The 18,989-nt window shown below is 61.1% G+C and carries 8 protein-coding genes; 1 reads left to right on the top strand and 7 read right to left on the bottom strand.

Annotated elements, in window-relative coordinates:
- Positions 1-10 precede the first annotated feature (10 nt).
- From NQ519_RS05395 to NQ519_RS05365, 7 genes are all read right to left on the bottom strand, one after another.
- Positions 11-3,187 (bottom strand): SusC/RagA family TonB-linked outer membrane protein, encoded by a 3,177-nt coding sequence (locus tag NQ519_RS05395; protein WP_019152185.1) that lies wholly within the window; start codon positions 3,185-3,187, stop codon positions 11-13.
- Positions 3,188-3,344: 157 nt separating this feature from the next.
- Positions 3,345-4,652 (bottom strand): glycoside hydrolase family 88/105 protein, encoded by a 1,308-nt coding sequence (locus tag NQ519_RS05390; protein WP_019152186.1) that lies wholly within the window; start codon positions 4,650-4,652, stop codon positions 3,345-3,347.
- Between the two features lie 13 nt (positions 4,653-4,665).
- A complete protein-coding gene (locus NQ519_RS05385; RefSeq protein WP_019152187.1) occupies positions 4,666-5,865 on the bottom strand; it encodes a glycoside hydrolase family 88/105 protein in 1,200 nt (399 codons plus the stop codon).
- A 48-nt stretch (positions 5,866-5,913) separates the two neighbouring features.
- Positions 5,914-7,314, bottom strand: a complete 1,401-nt coding sequence (locus NQ519_RS05380) for a family 43 glycosylhydrolase (protein ID WP_227901009.1) — start codon at positions 7,312-7,314, stop codon at positions 5,914-5,916.
- A gap of 13 nt (positions 7,315-7,327) precedes the next feature.
- The gene (locus tag NQ519_RS05375; RefSeq protein ID WP_019152189.1) at positions 7,328-9,190 is read right to left on the bottom strand and encodes an FAD-dependent oxidoreductase; all 1,863 of its coding nucleotides are present in this window, start codon (positions 9,188-9,190) and stop codon (positions 7,328-7,330) included.
- A complete protein-coding gene (locus tag NQ519_RS05370) occupies positions 9,187-11,913 on the bottom strand; it encodes a glycoside hydrolase family 2 protein (RefSeq protein ID WP_019152190.1) in 2,727 nt (908 codons plus the stop codon). The genes NQ519_RS05375 and NQ519_RS05370 overlap by 4 nt, the downstream gene beginning before the upstream one ends.
- A gap of 11 nt (positions 11,914-11,924) precedes the next feature.
- Positions 11,925-13,937 carry a hypothetical protein gene (locus NQ519_RS05365; RefSeq protein ID WP_227901010.1) on the bottom strand — a complete coding sequence of 671 codons (2,013 nt, stop codon included), beginning with the start codon at positions 13,935-13,937 and terminating at the stop codon, positions 11,925-11,927.
- 286 nt (positions 13,938-14,223) lie between these two features.
- On the opposite strand from NQ519_RS05365, the gene NQ519_RS05360 reads away from it, so the two are divergent.
- Positions 14,224-18,201, top strand: coding sequence for a hybrid sensor histidine kinase/response regulator transcription factor (locus NQ519_RS05360; RefSeq protein ID WP_019152193.1), 3,978 nt, complete (start codon positions 14,224-14,226; stop codon positions 18,199-18,201).
- The last annotated feature ends 788 nt before the right edge of the window (positions 18,202-18,989 follow it).

Raw genomic sequence — 18,989 nt, 5'->3', positions numbered from 1 at the left:
TTCTCCTTGATTAGAAGTTGACTTCGAGTCCCAGCGTGAAGGTGCGCGACATGGGATAGCTCATGCCGTTGTTGCGGTTGCCCTGCTCGGGGTCCCAGTATTTGATGTCGTCCCAGACGCAGAGGTTGTTGCCCAGCATGTAGACGCGCGCCGCGTCGAGGCGGATCTTGCGGAGGAAGGTCTTGGGCAGGTTGTAGCCGATTTCGAGGTTCTTGAAGCGCAGGAAGTTGCCGCTCCGGAGCCACCACGTGCTGGCCTCCTTGTTGACGTTGTGGCTGTAATGGCTGTGCAGACGCGGCATCGTGACATCCTGGCGCGGGTTGTCGGCCGTCCAGCGGTCGAGGAACAGCGTGCGGTAGTTGGACTTGTCCTCGTACCAGTTGAAGGGCCAGAAGTGGTTGTTGCCCGACGCCAGCAGCACCGACGAGTTGCCCGTGCCCTGGAAGAACGCGCTCACGTAGAAGCCTTTGTACTCGACATTGAGGCCGAAACCGTAGTTGATTTCGGGATTGTAGGGGTGTCCCACGCCGCGCTTCTTGTCGTTGCTGTCGATCACGCCGTCGTGGTTCAGGTCGGCGTACTTGATGTCGCCCGGGCCGAGGGTTCCTTGCAGCGCGACGGTCGGAAGTCCCGGACGCAGCTCGTAGGAGTAGGTTCCGTTGGGATTCTGCGTGCGGATGAAGTCGTCCTCGGTGTAGAGGCGTTCGGCGATGTAGAGCGTGTTCTCGTTCACGCGCGTGCCGGTGATCCGCTGGTAGTCGTAGAGCTGGTTCAGCTCGTCGTATTCGACGATCTTGTTGCGCGCGAACGTGAACGTACCGCGGGCGCTGATGCGGACTTTGCCGAAGTCGTGGCGGGCGTTCAGGCTGGCATCGACGCCCCAGTTGTCCACGATGCCGTAGTTCTGCCACGGCTTTGCGTGGAATCCGGCGACTCCGGGGACCGTGTTGCGCTCCAGCAGGATGTCCTTGCGGCGGTTGTTGAAATAGTCGGCCGTGAGTTCGATTTCGTTGTCGAAGAAGCCGAGGTCGAGTCCGACGTTGCGCTTGGTCTCGATTTCCCAGTGGATGTCGTTGTTGACGAAGCGCAGGTCGTAGATGCCGGCTCCCATGCCGTTCGAGGCCGAGGTGCCGATGCCCTGGTTGAAGGTGTGGCCCTCGGTGTTGAACGTCGCACGGTAGAGGAAGCGGTCGGTTCCCGTGTCGTCGTTACCCGTGCGGCCCATCGAGAGGCGGATTTTCAGGTTGTTCATCACCTTTTTCAGCCCTTCGGGATAGAATTTCTCGTTGGAGACGAAGTAGCTGACGCCGACGGCCGGGAAGAAGCCGAAACGGTTCTTCTTGGCGAAGGTTTCGCTGCCGGTGTAGCCGAAGCTGCCCTCGATGAAGTAGCGGTTGTCGTACGAGTAGGTCACGCGTCCCACGACGCTCTGCTTGCGGTAGGGAAGCACCGGATCGTTCTTCTGCTGCTCCTTCTGCATGTAGAGGAGCATGGCGCTCACGTTGTGGACATAGTTGAACGTGCGCTGGTAGTTGACGGCGCCTTCGATGTAGATCTTGCGCAGGTAACTCGTCGAGGTGAATTTCGGGTCCGAGATCTCGGGCGATCCCGACGAGGTGGTGGTGAAGACCAGGTTGCCTTCGGCGTCGCGGCCGCTGGCGTGGTAGAGGCTCGGCCAGTAGTCGCGCAGCGTCGCCGAACTGCCGTCGTAGTCGAAGCTGACGCTTCCGCGGACGCTCAGACCCGGGGTGATGAATTTCAGGTCCTGTTCCAGTTTGATGTTCGACTGGATCTTCACGCCCCACTCCTGGCGGTAGCCCTGGTTGTAGAGCATGTTGTAGGGGTTGCGGTTGTTCGAGTCGGCCTGCTTCTCGTAGCTGGCGAGCGTGCCGTCACTGTAAATGGCCGGGAAGAGGTACGACGGCGTGTGCAGCATGAAGCTGAAGATGTCGTCGGCCGAACGGTTGGCTGTGCGGCGGTGTACGTACTGGCCCGAGAGATCGACGCTCAGGCGCGTGGTTTTGCTCACTTTCAGGTCGATGTTGCTGCGCAGGTTGTAGCGCTCGAATCCGAAGTTGCTGTCGTATTTGCCGTTGGGGTTCTCCTTGAAGACGCCGTCCGACTGGTAGTAGGCCATCGAGACGAAATATTTGGCATTTTCGGCGCCGCCGCGGAAGTTGAGCGTGTAGCGCTGGCTGTGCACGGCTTTGCGAACCAGTTCGTCGATCCACTGCGTGTTCGGATAGAGGTCGTTGTCCGCACGGTCGCGGTAGAGCTGGATTTGCGCGGCGCTGAAGCTGGGCGTGAGTCCGTCGTTGGACCGGGCCTCGTTGGCCAGTTCGAGGTAGTCCCACGAATCGACGAACTCGGGCAGACGCTGCGGCGAGGCGATCGACTGTTCGATGCGGAACGAGATTTTGGGGCGGGAGATCGTACCGCGCTTGGTGGTTACGAGGATGACGCCGTTGGCACCCTCGGCGCCGTAGACGGCCGTCGCCGCGGCATCTTTCAGGATGCTGAACGTCTCGATTTCGTCGGCTTCGATGTTGTTGATGTCGCGGGGGATTCCATCGACGAGCACCAGCGGGTTGGTTCCGCCCTTGAAGGTGCTGATGCCGCGAATCCAGAACTCGGCGTCGTCGCGTCCCGGTTCGGCGCTGCGCTGGATGCTGATCAGACCGGCGAGCTGTCCGGCGAGGTTGCTCGTCAGGTTGCTCGACGACGACTGCATCAGGTCGCGCGACCCGACGGTGGCGATCGAGCTGACCATCGCCTGACGCTTCTGCTTGCCGTAGCCGACGATGACGACCTCTTCGAGCTGATCGGTGTCGGATTGCAGCTTGATGTTGAACACTTCGCGGCCGTCGGTCGGGAGCGTCTGCGACAGGTAGCCGATGTAGCTGATCGTGATCTGCTGTTTGGGCAGTACGTCGATGACGAAGAGACCTTCGGTGTTGGTCGTCGTTCCGACGTTGGTGTCCTTGATGTAGACGGTGGCGCCGACCAGCGGCGACCCGTCGGCGTCGGTGATGGTTCCGGTGATGCGTCGTTTCCCCGTTTGTGCGGAGGCGCCCTGTGCATGGACTGCATCGACGCTCACCGACAGGAACATCACGAGAAGCAGGGCGATGCCCGCGCTTTTCAGCGCTCTGGCGTACCCGATGCTTGTTTTATAAAATTTTTCCATACGGTTTTGGTTGATTGATGATGATGATTCGGAATGGTTCGGACCTCGAAAGCCCGTAGTCCGGAAGGCGGGTCGCGCCCCGGACCGAATGTTTCTTCATTCGGTCTGCTGTGTGTGTTTCATAGGCTTGCAGGTAGGTTTAGGGTTGTTCTGTCGTTTATTGTTTCTGTTCGTTGGCCAGTTCGGTCAGCGCGTAGGCGCACCACATCACGGCCGCCTGTCCGTGCAGGTCGCCGGTGTATTTGTCCCGGTCGCGGTAGTATGCGTAGCTCGTGCCGGCTCCGGTTCCGCAGCAGACGTTCCGGATCTCGAAGTTGGTGTTCAGGTAGTTCTGGATTCCCAGCCACCCTTTGCGGGCGACCGTGCCGTAGGTCTTCTCGTCGAGCCAGCCGTTCTTCACGCCGAGGATCATCGCGTAGGTGAACATTGCCGATCCGGAGGTCTCCTCCCACATGTCGCCTTGATTGGGATGGATCAGCTGTCCCCACAGTCCGCTGTCGTACTGATAGGCGCTCAGCGTGGCCATCATCTTCTTGTATTCGGCGAGAATCCGGTCGCGGTAAACGTCGTATTTCGACGATTTGGGAAGCATCCGCAGCATTTCGGGCATTCCGACGGCCATCCAGCCGTTGCCGCGCGCCCAGAAGAATTTGGCGGTGGGGGCGTGGTAGAAGATTCCGTTCTCGCCCGGAAGTTCGTCGAGGTAGAGAATCATCTCTTTGGCGGCCCGTTCGATGTACTTCTCGTCGCCCGTGGCCAGGTAGGCTTGCGACTGGAGCGCCGTGATCATGAACATGTCGTCGATCCACAGGCGCGTCTGGTACGAATAGCCCAGGTTGTGATAATACTCGGGGTTCTTCATCTTCTCCAGGTATTTCTGCTCCGTCGGCAGCTCCCACTGCTGGTCGGCGTAGCGAAGCCCCAGGTCGAGGTACTTTTTGATCTCCGACTCGGCTGCGCCGCGCTGTTTCTTGACATGGTAGATGTGGAGCGGCACGGCGCCGAAGATGTTGTAGTCCACGGCGTTGTTTTCCGTGCGGGGGATCTGTGTCACCAGACTCTTGTTCGGCTCGACGCTCTTGTCGTCCACTTCGAGGAACTGGTCGAACTTGGCCACCAGCCGGTTGAACAGGTCGTTGTTGCCTGCCGCTTCGGCATACCAGAAGGCTCCCAGCCAGGCGCAGACATCGGGGTAGGAGGTCAGCGTGCTCTTTCTGGAGGAGTGCATGTCGCCCCAGTTGGAGTTGCCCGAGCGGATGAAGAGATCGACGACCCCTTCGCCGACCGTTTTGGGGTCTTTCCGGTCGGGGAAGCTGACCAGATCGTAATCTTCGACTTCGGGCGTCGGGTCGGGCTTGGGTTTGGGCTTTACGCCCGATCCGGAGGTCGCTTTCTCGCTGCATGCCGTCAGGCACAGCCCGGCCGCGGCGAATCCGAGAAGGAGGGTTTTCAGAATCTTGTGCATGATAGGGATCGGTTTACCGTTTCGGGGTCAGTTTGTAAGGTTTCACGTCGCAGGAGAGCGCATAGGCGCACCACAGCATGGCGGCCTGTCCGTGGAGGTCGCCGGTCAGACGGCGGCGGTTCTGATACCAGTCGAAGCTGTTTTTGGCGCCGGTGCCTTCGCAGACGTTGCGGAGATTGTCTTTCTCGTCGAGGTAGGAGAGCAGCGCCAGCCAAGCCTTGCGGGCGGCCGTGCCGTAGATTTTCTTGTCGAGCCAGCCGTTCTTCACGCCGAGGATCATCGCGTAGGTGAACATGGCCGTCGAGGAGGTCTCCTTCCACGAGTTGGGGTTGTCGATGATCTGACGCCACATGCCGTCGTAGCCCTGATAGCGCAGCAGCGTCTCCATCATCTGCATGTAGGCCGCCCGGATGCGCGGCAGGTAGGGGTTGTCCTTCGGGAGCATGCGGAGCATCTCGGCCATGCCGACGGCCATCCAGCCGTCGCCGCGGCCCCAGAAGTAGGGCGTGCCGGTGTGGTGGTAGAAGAGTCCGTTGGGACGCTGGATGCGGTCGAGGTAGAGCGCCATCTCACGGGCGGCGCGGTCGATATACTTCTTGTCGCCGGTTACCAGATAAGCCTGGGCTTGCAGGTCGGTGATCATGAACATGTCGTCTACCCAGAGCCGGGTTTGCCATGAGTAGCCCTCGTCGGCGTATTTTTTCGCTTCGGACAGCTGCTTGTAGTGCTGCGGATTCGCGGGCAGCTCCCACTGTCCGTCGGCGTACTTCATGCCCAGCTCCAGGTATTTCGGATCGTGGCTGCGCTTGTAGATCTCCAGGGGCACGGCGCCGAAGACGTAGAAATCGACGACGTTGTGGTCCTTGGGGAAGAGGTTGGGTTGCAGATTCTTCTGCGTGGTGAACAGCGGTTCGAAGCGCTCCACGAGCCGGGTGTAGAGGCTGTCGTTGCCGGTTCCGGCGGTGAACCACAGCGCCCCCAGCCAAGCGCAGACATCGGGATAGGTCACGAGGGTCACCTTGTGCTTCGAGTTGATGTCGCCCCAGTGCGAGTGCGGGGTTTGGAGGTAGCGTTCGGTGAGCCTTACGCCGATCTCTTCGGGACGGCATCCCTTCGGGAATTTTTTCAGGTCGTAGCTTTTCTGTGCCTGAACGTTCGGGGCCGCCGCGAACAGCAGCAGCAGGGTTTGTGCGGCTAACAGGAATTTTTTCATCGGTTTGCGGTACTGTTATTCGGTTAGATTAACGATGCGGACAGGTTTTCAGAGGGTTTCGCCCGAGGGCAGCAGCAGCGGTTCGCCCCATCCGGCTCCCTCCCCGAAATCGGGGGTTCCGTCGGCGTTCCACGTGAATTTCTGGACGAAGGGGTAACGCTGGCCCCAGCCGCCGTCGGAGTAGCGCATGGCGTGGTAGACGATCCAGTCCTCGGTTCCGTCGGGCGACTTGGTGAAGGTGCAGTGGCCCAGTCCGTTGACGCCCGATACCGGCTCCTTCGTGTTGTCGCAGCGCCAGAAGGCGTAGTTGCTTGACTTCTGCCAGTCGGCCGGATTCATCGGATCGCCGTCGTTCATGTCGAGCATCAGCCAGGCCAGCCGGTAGTTCTTGGTCCACGAGGGGTTGCAGGAGTAGACGATGAAGAGCTTGCCCTTCTCTTCGTTGACGAGTATGGCGGGACCCTCGTTGATCTTGCGTCCGTCCATCGTCTCCCACGACTGCGTGGGGGTAGAGAGGATGACCATCGACGAGGAGATCGTGCAGGGGTCCGACATCGTGGCGATGCGGATCTGCTGAACGGCGTCGGTTCCGTTGCCCGACCAGACGGCGTAGCGCTGTCCTTTGAGCTCGAAGGTCGTCAGGTCGATGGCGTATTCCGTGTTCGCCGCGGTGGGCTTGATGCCCGGCTGGTAGTCATAGCCCGTGTAGAGCATGCCCATGTCCTCCCATTCGCCCAGCGGGTCGTCGGTCTTCGAACGGAGCACGCCGCTGCGCTGGGTGCCGTAACCGGTTATTCCGTCCTGTCCGCGGCGTCCGGCGGCGTAGTAGACGTACCAGCGGTCGCCGATGTGGAACAGCTCGGGGGCCCAGAGGTCGGCGATGTTCCACGGTTTCGAGGGGCCTTCGTAGGGAAGGCTCCATTTCTTGGTGGTGGCATTGACCACCGTGAGCCGCATGGAGCGCGAGATGGCGATGCCGTTGCCGCTCGCCTTGCAGGTGTAGTAATAGTCGCCGTCCTTGACGATGTAGGGGTCGGGCATCGTGGCGATGTTGCCTCCGATGGTGATGGGGTTGGTGAAGGTCAGCGCCGACTGCGTGATGATGATTTCGACCGGATTGACGCCGTCGGCCGTGAAGCGTACGATGCCCGTGCGCTTCTCCGTGCCGTTCTCCTCGAAGGAGATGCGCACCGCGAGGTCGCCTTTGCCGCCGCTGCGGTCCACGCTGAGCCATTTGCTCCGCGGCTCGGAGGTCCATTCGGTGTTCGACGACACGAACACTTCGAGCGATCCGGCGGAGTTGGAAACCATCTTTTCGCTGAAATTGAGCCGGATGTACGGCTTTCCGGAATTGCCGCTGCCTGAGTCGTCCTTGCTGCAATGGCTGCAACACAGCATCATCGTGACAATGGCCAGGGAAGCGGTCAGAAAGGAGAGAATTCGTTTCATATTCATTTGTGTTTTAGAAGTTAGTCATTGCGATCCGGCGAATCCACTCCCGCCGGGTGGCCGTGCCGTCGGCCGTTATTTTCCGTCTGGCGAGCGAGCTCCAGAGACGCGCCGTGGGTTCGTCGAGCGGGCGGTCGAGGCCGGCTTCCCATTCGGGGAAGAAGCCCCGCAGCGCCAACCGTTGTACGGCGGCGTAATCGGGATCGCCGGGTTTCAGGTCCCGCAGGTAGACCAGCACAGCCCCGTGGCGGAGCAGGCGTTCCTGCAACGAGTCCACGGTGATTTCGCGGACGTTCCGGCGGCTGTCGATCGCCAGTGCGGCTGCCGTTCCGGCGGCTTCGCCCAAGGCCATCCAGCAAGGCTCCATGCGCAGGGTCGAGAATCCGACGTGGCTGCCCGAGACGGCTGTCGGGAAGAGCAGGTTTTCGACCCGCCGGGGAACCATCACGCCGTAGGGAACCGTGTAAACGGCCGTCGGGTGGCTGAAGAATCCGTCGAGGTGTATGCGCCCCGGCTCGCGTTTGCGCACGGCGTGCGAGTCGAGGGCGTAGTGGCTTGCGGTGACCGAACTGCGGTGGAGCGGCGGACGCTTCCCCTCGGCTTCGGGCAGGGCGTCTTTGGCGGTGAAGAAATGGCAGCCTTCCAGCCGCCGGCCTTCGCGGACGTAGACCTGACGCGGAAATCCGTCGTTGTCGCGGTATTCGTCTGCGGCGAGGCCCCACCGCAGACAGGCTTCGCGAAAATGCGCGGGCAGCGCCTCGTCGTGCTGGGCGAACCACAGCAGGCCCAGCGTATAGTCGCGCAGACGCTCTGCGAAACGGTCGCGCCACGCCCAGCCGGCTGTCGGCCACGGCCAGTTTTCTTCGGGCAGGTCCGTGGAGATGAGTGCGAGGTGTTGGTTGTTGGCGTCGGTCTTGGCATTCGGCAGGCGGGTCATGCTCGTCACCTTGGCCATGCCCCAGACGTCGCCGGGGGCCGAGGTCCGCTCTCCGGCCTCGATGCGCCGGCGGTTCCGGGCGATGGCCGCCGAATCCGCCGTGCGGTAACGTGCGTCGGTGTTGCGGCCGTCCAGCACGTCGCCGACCAGCGAAACGTACTCTTCGCGGTCGTAGTTTTCGGGCCGGGGAATCGCCAGCCGGTTCTGCGGGGCGTCCGTCAGGCAGAGGCGGTAGTTGTAGGCTTGGATGGCGTCGTCGCCCTCGTAGGTCGTGCCTTCGGCGTCGGGGCCGTGCTTCCACCAGCGGTAGATCTTTCCGGCGCACGGTTCGCCGTATTCGGCGGCTCCTTCGCGTCCGGTCCGGAACGGAACCCCTGCGGCTGCGCCCAGGTCGCCTTCGTAGGTCGCGTCGATGAATACGGCGCCGCGGTATTGTTCCTCTCGGCCCGTCGTGCGGTCGAGGATGCGGATCGAAATGATCCGGTCGCCTCGCTTCTCGACGTAGCGCGCTTCGGCGTCGAACTGGCGGCCCGTCAGGACCGTAATGCGTCCGGGGCCGGCTTCGGCGAGCATCCGTGCGAAGGTCTCCGCCGCCACCGACGGTTCGAAATGGTATCCGTCGCTGCAATCGCGCGCCTGCTGCGAATCGGCTCCGTATTTTTCCGTGTAGTGGGCCTTGTTCAGCGCGACGAAGCGGGCGAACAGCCCCGCCGTGGCGCCCCGCGTGGCGATGTCCGTGGCGCCCAGTCCGTTGACCGGGAGTCCGCCGACGTGGTCCGAGCGTTCGAGGATGACGCTGTTTTTCCCTTCGCGCGCGGCGGCGACGGCGGCGGTGATCCCCGCAGGGGTTCCGCCCACGATCACCACGTCGTAGGTGTGCGGCCGCGCTCCGGCCGTGAAGGCCAGCAGCAGGAACAGGATGTGCAGCAGGGGTTTCACGGACGCCGGATTTTGACCTTGAATTCGCGCGTGTCGAGGTTGAAGCCCCGCACGACGAGCGTGTATGTCTCTTCGGGGAGTTTGTCGAGCGCCGTTTCGATGCGCACCGTCCGGCTCTCGCCCGGCATCAGGCAGAGGAAATTGTCGGTGTAGAACGAGGGCCGCACGGGCTTGCGCCGCCCGTCGAGCCACTGCACCTGCGTGAAGAACGCCACCGTGCGGCCGGTGTTTTTCAGCCGAAGGTCGATGTAGTGGCATCCGTCGTCCACCGAGGTTTCGTACGACGCGGCGACGCGGGTCCGGGCCAGTTCGCCGAGCGACTGGAATCCCGCCGTCGCCGGACCGGTGAGCGTGTTGGCGCCCTTGTATTCGTTGTCCGAGCGCCAGTAGAAGTTGCTGCCCGCCTGCTTGCCGCGTTCGTCGAAGAGTCTCAGCTTGATGAACTGCACGGGGGTTCTCGACGCCGAGAAGTCCAGCGTCAGCACGTCGTTCGCAACGCCGTCTTCGGGTAGATCGACCGCCGCCGACTGCGAGTCGATGCGCCGCATGTCGAGGTCGTAGACCTCGGCCGTGACCCGGTAGCCGCGGTATGCGCGGTAGTGGTCGTTGACCACCGACACCGTGTTTTTCAGGTAGTCGAACTGCGGATGGAGGGGTTCGCAGGCGTTCTGCGCGGCGTAGAGCGCCGCGGTGGGTTCGAGCGACCAGTCCCACATGCGTCCGGCGACCTGGCGCACGGCCGAATTGTGGTACCAGTAGAGGAATCCCGACGTGTAGCGGTCGCCGTAGTCGAACTTGTTGTAGTTCCAGACCTCCCAGATGCTTTTGTAGTTCATGGCGCCGAGGAACTGCGCTTTTTCGGCGAACTCCTCGATGCTTTGCGAAGGTCCGTATTCGTTGGTCATGTCGGTGTAGAGCGTTGACATGAGGTGGAAGCCGTTGCCGTCGGAGTAGTCCCAGACCGCCTTGTTGACGGGCCACAGGTCCTTTTCGTCCATCATTTCGCGCAGGCACTCGACCGTCGGCAGGCACGGGGCGCCGTATTCGGGGTTGAACCCGTAGACGCGGCTGCCGCGCGGCGAAGCCTTGTCCTCGTAGTGGCTCATGATGTTGACCTGCTTGTAGGGGCTGCCGTCGTGGATGCCGCCGCACTCCGACTGCATCTGATAACCGCGCGTGCCGTCGAGCCTTTCGAGCAGACGTTCCATCTGCGGCATCTCGGTGCTCTCGTTCGAGGAGACGTAGTAGGCCAGCGAGGGGTGGTTGCGGATGCGCTTCACCGTGGAGACCACGTTCGAATAGTAGACGCCCGGATCGTTGGGGTGGTTGGTGTCGCCCGTCATCCAGAACTCCTGCCAGACGAGGATGCCCAGCGAGTCGCAGAGCTGGAAGAAGTAGTCCGATTCGGTGATGCCGCCGCCCCAGAAGCGGATGAGGTTCACGCCTGACTGGGCCGTGTAGCGCAGTTCGGCCCGGGTGCGTTCGTCCGACGTGCGGAGCATGGCTTCCGGCAGCCAGTTGGTGCCCCGGACGAAGAGCGGCCGGCCGTTGACGCTGAACGTGCGCGACTTGTCCGGCGTGTCGGTCGTCGAGGCGATCTCACGGATGCCGAAGCGCGTCGAGATCGAATCGCTGACCCGGCCGTCGAACTCGACTTTCAGCGTCAGGTCGTAGAGCTCCTGTTTCCCCTTGTTCAGCGGCCACCACAGGCGCGGGTTGCGGATCACTAACTGCGGAAACTCTTCGGGGGTGAAGACCACCTCCTTCACCTCGCCGCGGTAGAGCGACACCTCCTTTTCGAAGCGGATGCCTTCGCCGCGGATCTCGCCGCTGACTTTGGCTTTCCGCCAGGTGTTCTGCGGAATGTAGTCGGGATAGGTCACCTCGACCGAAACGGTCTGGCGCGCCACGTCGTAGCCGGGTTTCGACAACTCGGATTTCACGAACGGGTGGGCCAGCCGCACGCGTCCGGTGGTGAAGAGCGAGATGTCGCGCCAGATGCCGGTGTTGCGGTCGCGGATGCCGTCGAGGTAGAAGAAGTCCCACCCGACGGTCATCAGCTGGGTGACGTTGCGGCCGATCTCGCCGTTGCCGCCGTTCTGGAACTCCCCGTTGGCGCCGAACGACTTGCCGCCCTTGGGGCGTATCGTGCCGGGCATGTCCACGGGGTAGACCTTCACGGCCAGGACGTTCTCCCGGTCGAACGTGACCTTGTCGGTGATGTCGATCACACGTTGCAGGAACATGCCGGCCGTGCTGCCCACCATGCTGCCGTTGAGCCAGATTTCCGCGCGGTAGTTGATGCCGTCGGCTTGCAGCCAGACCTTCCTGCCGCCGCACTCCTTCCGGTCGAGCCGGAACTCCGTCCGGAACCAGTAGGTGTAGAAATCCCGTCCGGCGCGGTAGAGATCGGGAATGAGGTTCGATTCCAGTTTGTTGTTGAGTCCGTAGTACGGTTCGGGGTATACGCCGTCGTGCACCAGCGAGTTGAGCACCGTTCCCGGGACTACCGCCGGCAGCCACCCTTCGGTCGGGAGCTCGGCGGAGGAGACCTCCTCGGAGCGTACGCTCACTTCGTCGGCACGTTTCATTTTCCAGTCGAACTGCCCGCCGTGGCCCTCCTTCGAGGTCAGGGTGCAGATCGTCTCGCGTTCTTTCAGGGCGCTCTGCGCCGGTGCGGCGAGCGGTGCGAGAAGAATGAGAAGCAGTAGAATTCGTGTCATTTGCCCGTGGTTTATCGGTTGGCGAAAAATTTCGTGACGCGGTCGGGGGTGAGCATCTGCCAGAGCGACGCTACGGTCCATCCCGGCGCGAAGATGTCGTTGTAGAAGCCTTTGCCGTTCTTGCCGTAGTCCCAGGCGGTGTGCTGCACGACCTCGGGGTAGTAGCCCGTGCGGGCGATCCCGAACATCGACCCCTCGGCGGGCATCAGCTGGAGCATCGAACTCCGGATCACGGCGCTCATGCGGGCGAAACGGGGTTCGCCGCACGTGTCAGCCAGGAAATCGAGCACCGTGGCGAATTCGAAGATGAAGACATCGACATGGTTGTTCTCCACCGACACGTTGCCCCAGCCGCGCGAGCGGAAGCCTACGTCGCCGAGCATCTGCCCCTGCGCGAAAGGCACGTCCCAGAGGTAGTACCACGAGAGGGCGAAATAGGCCGCCTCGCGGCACAGATCGACGTAGCGCTGCCGTTCGGCGCCCTCGGAGATGAATGTCAGGTAGTACATCGCCGTTGCGGCGTAGAGCGAAGCCTCTTTGTCCTCGCAGTTGGCGTCGAGCGTCGAGGAGAAGTAGTCGGCCTTGGAGATGAGGTTCTTTTCGAGATAGTCGGCCGTGCGTACGGCGCTCCGGCGGTACGCCTCGTTCCCGAAATAGGCGCAGGCCATCGTCAGGGGCAGCGTGGCCGAAGGCGTGCTGCCGCCGGAGGCGTCCACGACGGTCAGGTTGTCGCGGAATTTGCGGGGGAAACTGCCGTCGGGATTCTGGAGCGTGCGGAATTTCTCCAGCAGGGTCCGGATGCGGGCCTCCCACCGGGGATGGCTGCGGCCGTGCCGTTTTTCGTAGTCGAGGTAGTTCAGCAGGGCGTAGAGGCCCTCCGACTGGCGGCGGATGCTGTACACGTCGGCTTCGCGCTCGCGTTTGAAATCGACCACCTCGCGGATCAGGCCGCCCGGCGTGAATCCGTATCGCAGGTAGCTGTCGAAGATCGACCGGGCCTCTGCCGCGAGCTGTTCGCGGCCGTTCGCCTCGGCGTATTCCAGCGCGTTGAAGGCGTTGAGCAGCACGCGGCCCACGAATCCCACTTCGGCGATGTCCGTGCTTTCGCAGTCGGCCGTGCGGAGCTCCACGCCGGAGGTGAATTTCAGCGGGTATTTCCCGACGTAGCTGCGGGAGAAGTATTCGGACAGAATGGCCTTGGCTTCGTCGGGAGTGTGGCGCGGGCTGACGGGCCGGGGATCGAGCGTGTCGAAGGAGTCGTTCCACACCTCGGCCACGAACGACGAGTAGGAGGGGCTGGCGCCCTTGCGGATGGTCCATGTCAGGCGGCGCGTCTCGCCCTTCTCCAACTTTTCGAATGCCCGGACGGCCGGGGCGAGGGTCAGTTTGCGGACGTAGGATTTCGGGGCTTCGCAGTAGGGGAAGCCGAAGACCAGCGCGGCGTGTGCGTCCGCATTGCGGAATCCCGTGAAGCCCAGCGACGTTTTGCCCGAGAGGATCACCTCGCCGTAGTTGTGGCAGGCGAGCGCCTCGCAGTCGGGCGTGTCGGTGCGGAGCACCGTGTAGTAGGTGCCCGATCGTTCGTCGTAAATACCCGTGAGGGGCGTGCTCAGACGGTCTTCGCGCACCTGCCAGCTGTCGCCGGTGTGGAACGAAGGGGCCGATTCGGGCGACCGCAGGTTCTTGCGGTACCAGAATCCGGGCATGTAGAAGAGACAGTTCTCGTGAACGAGGCCCGTATGGAAAGACTGCTCTACATTATAATATAGGAGATCGTCCGCTGTCAGCGTGAGGACGATTCTGATTTCGTCGTCGGTTTCGGTTTTTTGCCGTCGGACGGTCAGCGGCAGCCGTCGGTCAGCTTCTAAAATTCCCCCCCCCTCAGCGGTTTCGCGGAGGTTGTAGGTCACGGCGCGGTTGCCCGGGGTTTTCAGCGTGATCCGCTGCGAAAGGCTGCCCTTCATGGCAGCGGTCTCACCAGCGATCGCACAGCAGGCGAACAGAATGGAAATGCACTTTTTCATCGGTTGCTTTCGGTCCGGCAGCCATCCGGGGCGTGCCGTTTTAAGTCGGGTTTTTTAGCTAAAACAAAGATATGAAAGGGAAAACGGGGCGCAAGAAAATATAGTCGCTATTAACGCAAGAATTATCTCAATTTTGTCTCTTGTCCGGTGTGAACGGATTGTTTTGTTTTTGCAAATCGTTGTTCGTCAACGTGTTGTGTAAACGGACTCTTTTGTCGCAGGGTCTGCGGGGTGTTTTTCGGTGATATAAATTTAATTATATTTGTTCTGCTAACCTGAACTTCGTATGGGAAAATTTTATCCGCTTGTCCTGGCGTTTTGTTGCGGCGTTTTTCCGCTCTGTGCGCAGTCGATCCATTTCGACCGGCTGGACATCAACGACGGATTGTCGCAGAATACGGTCACCTCGATCATTCAGGATGACAAAGGCTTCATGTGGTTCGGCACGAAGGACGGCCTGTGCCGTTACGACGGGAAATCGTTCAAGACCTTCATGCACGATCCCCGTCTCACGGCCGGACTGGGGAACAGCCTGATCAAACGTCTCGTCCAGGATCACGACCACAGAATCTGGGTCGGCACCGACTCGGGGCTTTATATCTACGATCCCGAGACGGAGCATTTCTCCGGCGTGCCGCTCTACGCTGCCGACGGGAAGCCGGTCACCAAGCCCATTTCGATTCTCGACTGCGACCGGGAGGGCCGCGTCTGGATCGTCGTGGAGAACGGCGACGTTTTCTGCTACGATCCGCAGACCCGTGAGGTCGAACGCCGCTACAAGCCGCGGAAGCCGCTGCGCAGCCTCGCTTCCGATAAGAACGGGGTCATCTGGTTCGCCGGCTACGGCGGCGGGCTTTACTGCACCGAGGACCTGTTCCGGACCGTGAAACCGTTCCTCGACGCCGACGGGCGGGAGATTTATCCCCAGGACATCATCTCCTTCATCTGTCTGAGCGACTACAACGAGATGTACCTCGGGCTGGAGGAGCGCGGCGTGGCGAAGGTGGACCTCGTCTCCGGAACGGTTACCCGCCTGCGGCTGTCGGACAACCCCGATGCGCCGCTGTTCGTGCGCCATATCCTGCCGTATTCGCCCGAAGAACTGTGGATCGGAACCGAGTCGGGCATCGTTGTCTACAACGTCCGCACCCGGCGTTACCAGCATCTGAAAAGCTCCCCGTACGATCCCTATTCGCTCTCCGACAACGCCGTGTATTCGCTTTGCAAGGACCGCGAGGGCGGGTTGTGGATCGGTTCGTTCTTCGGGGGCATCAATTACCTGCCCCAACGGAACTCCGATTTCGAAAAATATTACCACACCGACGATCCGCACAGCCTTCGGGGCCGCCGCGTGCGGGAAATCTGCCCCGGCAGCGACGGGCGGCTCTGGATCGGCACGGAGGATGCCGGACTCTACACGTTCGATCCGGCGACGGGTTCGTTCGGCTTCTTCGCCCCGAGCCGGGAGTTCTCCAACGTCCACGGACTGCTGATGGACGGGGACGACCTCTGGGTGAGCACCTTCTCGAAAGGCATCCGGGTGATCGACACCCGGACGGGCCGCATCCGCAAATACGACAACGACAACAAGCCGGGACGGCTGTTCAGCAACTATGTTTTCGCCCTCTACAAGACCAACGGCGGGCGCATCTACGTGGGAACCATGCACGGACTCCAGTATTACAACCGCGAGACGGACCGTTTCCTTTACGTTCCGGAGATCAACGGCGGCAAGATGGTCCGCGACATCCGGGAGGATTCGAACGGGAATCTGTGGGTGGGGACCTCCTCCAACGGCGTCTACCGTTACGACGCGCGCAACGACGTTTGGACGCAGTTCCTGCACGATGACGACGATCCCGACTCGCTTCCCTACGACAACATCACGGGCATTTTCGAGGACAGCGGCCGCCGGATATGGCTCACCACCGAGGGTTCGGGCTTCTGCCGCTTCGACCCCGCCGGGAACACCTTCGTCCGCTACACCTCCTCCGACGGAATGCCCAGCGATGTCGTTTTCCAGATCATCGAGGACGACCGCGGTTATTTCTGGATCACGACCGACCGGGGGCTGGCGCTGTTCGATCCCCGGGCGGGCCGTGTCCGGCAGGTCTACACCGTGACCGACCGTCTGCTGAGCAATCAGTTCAACTACAAGTCGGGGTACAAATCCCCGGACGGGACCATCTATTTCGGGTGTATCGAGGGGCTGATCTCCTTCAACCCCGAGACGCTCCTCGGCCGCAAGACCGACTACGTGCCGCCCATCTACATCACCGATTTCTCGCTGCTCGACGAGAAAGTCGCTGTCGGGGGCCGCAACTCTCCGCTGCGCAAGAGCATCATCTGTTCGGATTCGATCCGCCTGAAACACGACCAGAACTCCCTGTCGTTGCAGATCGCCGCTCTGAGCTACCGCGAGCCGCAGACCAGCCGCCTGCTCTATAAGCTCGAAGGCTTCGACGACCAGTGGCGGCAGTGCACGCCCGGGAGCGCCACGATCACCTATTCGAAAATCCCCTACGGCAAATACAGCTTCCGGGTGCGTCTTCCGGCGGGGTCGGACCATGCCGGCCCGGAGGCGGAGAAGCGTCTTTTCATCGAGGTTTCGCCGCCGTTCTACCTCTCTGCGGCGGCCTATGTCGTCTACGGGCTGCTTGCCCTGGGGGCGCTCGTGCTGATCCGGATTTACTATACGCGCCGCAACGTCCGCCGCCAGCAGCAGCACATCCAGGCTTTCGAGCGCGAAAAGGAACGCGAGCTGTACAACGCCAAGATCAGCTTCTTCACCAACATCGCCCACGAGATCCGCACGCCGCTGACGCTCATCAAAGGGCCGTTGGAGAACATCCTCGGCCGCCAGATGACGGACTGGAGCATGGCCGAGGACCTGATCGTCATGGACCGCAACACCAACCGTCTGCTGGACCTCACGAATCAGCTGCTGGATTTCCAGAAGATCGAGAAAGAGCGTCTGTCGCTCAACCTGACGCGGCAGAACGTGACGGATATCGTCGAAGAGACGTTCTACCGTTTCAGCTCCTCGGCCAAGCAGCAGCACAAGACCTTCGAACTGGACCCGGGCGAGGGGGCGATTCATGCGCAGGTCGATCGGGAGGCTTTCACCAAGATTCTGAGCAACCTGATGAACAACGCCCTGAAATATTCCGAGACGATGATCCGCGTCGGGCTGTCGGTGGCGGGCGATGCGTTCCGGGTCACGGTGACCAACGACGGCGAGGTCGTGCCTCCGGAGATGCGCGAGGCCATTTTCGCCCCGTTCTTCCGCCATACCCGCAAGGAGGAATCGACCGGAACGGGAATCGGGCTGGCGCTGTCGCGCTCGCTGGCCGAACTGCACCACGGCACGCTGGCGATGGAGGCCGACACGGAACTGAACGTGTTCGTGCTGACCGTTCCGCTCTGCCGGCAGGAGGCGGAGGCGGTCGTGGAGACCGTATCGGCGGAGGATGCCGAGAGCATCTCCGACGAGCGCGGCGACCCCGGCTGGGAGGCTTACAGCGTGCTGGTCGTCGAGGACAACCCCGAGATGTGCGCCTTCATCCGGCGGCAGGTGTCGGAAAGCTACTCGGTGCTTACGGCCGGGAACGGCGTCGAAGCGCTGGAGCTGCTGGAGAAGAACTACGTCAATGTGATCATCAGCGATATCATGATGCCCAAGATGGACGGCATCGAGTTTTGCCGGCAGGTGAAAACCGACCTGCGTTACAGCCATATCCCCCTGATCCTGCTGTCGGCGAAGACGAACCTCCGTTCGAAGATTTCGGGCATGGACGCCGGGGCCGACGCCTATGTCGAGAAGCCTTTTTCGTCGGATTACCTGCTGTCGGTGATCGCCAACCTCATCAAGAGCCGGCAGATGCTGAGCGAGGCTTTCTCGAAAAATCCGCTGGTGCTGGCCAATACCGTGGCGACCTCCTCGGTGGACACCGATTTCATCGTCCGGCTGCAAGAGATCATCCAGGCCAACCTCAGCGATCCCGAGTTCAAGATCAACGACATCGCCGAGATGGTGCACATGAGCCGTGCGAGCTTCTACCGCAAGATCAAAGGCGTGCTGAACATGACCCCGAACGACTATCTGCGGCTCGAACGGCTGAAAACCGCGGCCCGGCTGCTCCGGGACAAGCGTTACCACATCAACGAGGTCTGCTATATGGTGGGATTCAGTTCCACGTCCTATTTCGCCAAATGCTTCCAGAAGCAGTTCGGCGTGCTTCCGAAGAAGTATGCGTCCGAGTGACGCGCGGGACTGCGGCCCTTGCCGCAGCGGCCGTCGGAAAGCGATCCCCGGCCGCCGTCATATTGCGTGTCTTGGGACTTTCGAATCGCGGCCGGGATCGCAGACGGTTCTACCGGGTTTCGTCCGGACGCCGCACCGGATCGTGCGGTGGAGAGCCCGTTGAAATTACGAGATCGAAAAAAAACGGGTGCGGGACAAAGGTAAAAATGCATTGTGACGCTTTTAACCTGCAAACATGAAGAATTCGAATATCCCGCACCCAATTCGCCCGATGTCCGGTTCTGCGTTCCGGTCCGGGCATAAAAAAGCACGGAACGCAGGTACAGTCCCATGAGGTTGGCCTTGCGAGCCTTCACCGGTAACTGCCCTTGCGCCCGTGCATGCCGCCTGCACCGAAATGCAGGGGCAAAACACAGGTTTCAGACAAAATCTATACCGATGAAAAACCTAAGTAACAGATGAGAATTTCGACTGGAAGTATAATGGTCCAGTAGAAGTCATAAACGTATTAGGGCTAACGGAAGGGGTGATAGTACCATGGATCAGAATAATCGGTTTGAGAAGAACGGGAAGGCCGTTCGGATGATTCCTCCCCACGAGTATCTGTCAGAATCGCAATCTCATAGCTTACTTTACGATAACATCGGAACATCGCTATGTCGGCCTTCGTTGTTGCTGGAACCTGTACGAGAAAGGTACTCGGGAGTAGTCTGAAAAATAAATCTGTATAATGCGAATTATTCTGCGCAATAATACTTATATTTGCACATAATCGTTAATGTTATTGT

The sequence above is a fragment of the Alistipes senegalensis JC50 genome, assembly GCF_025145645.1.
In the GTDB taxonomy this organism is placed as follows: Bacteria; Bacteroidota; Bacteroidia; order Bacteroidales; family Rikenellaceae; genus Alistipes; species Alistipes senegalensis.
Note: the sequence above shows the minus strand (reverse complement) of the source record. Positions and strands in the feature narration are given on the sequence as shown.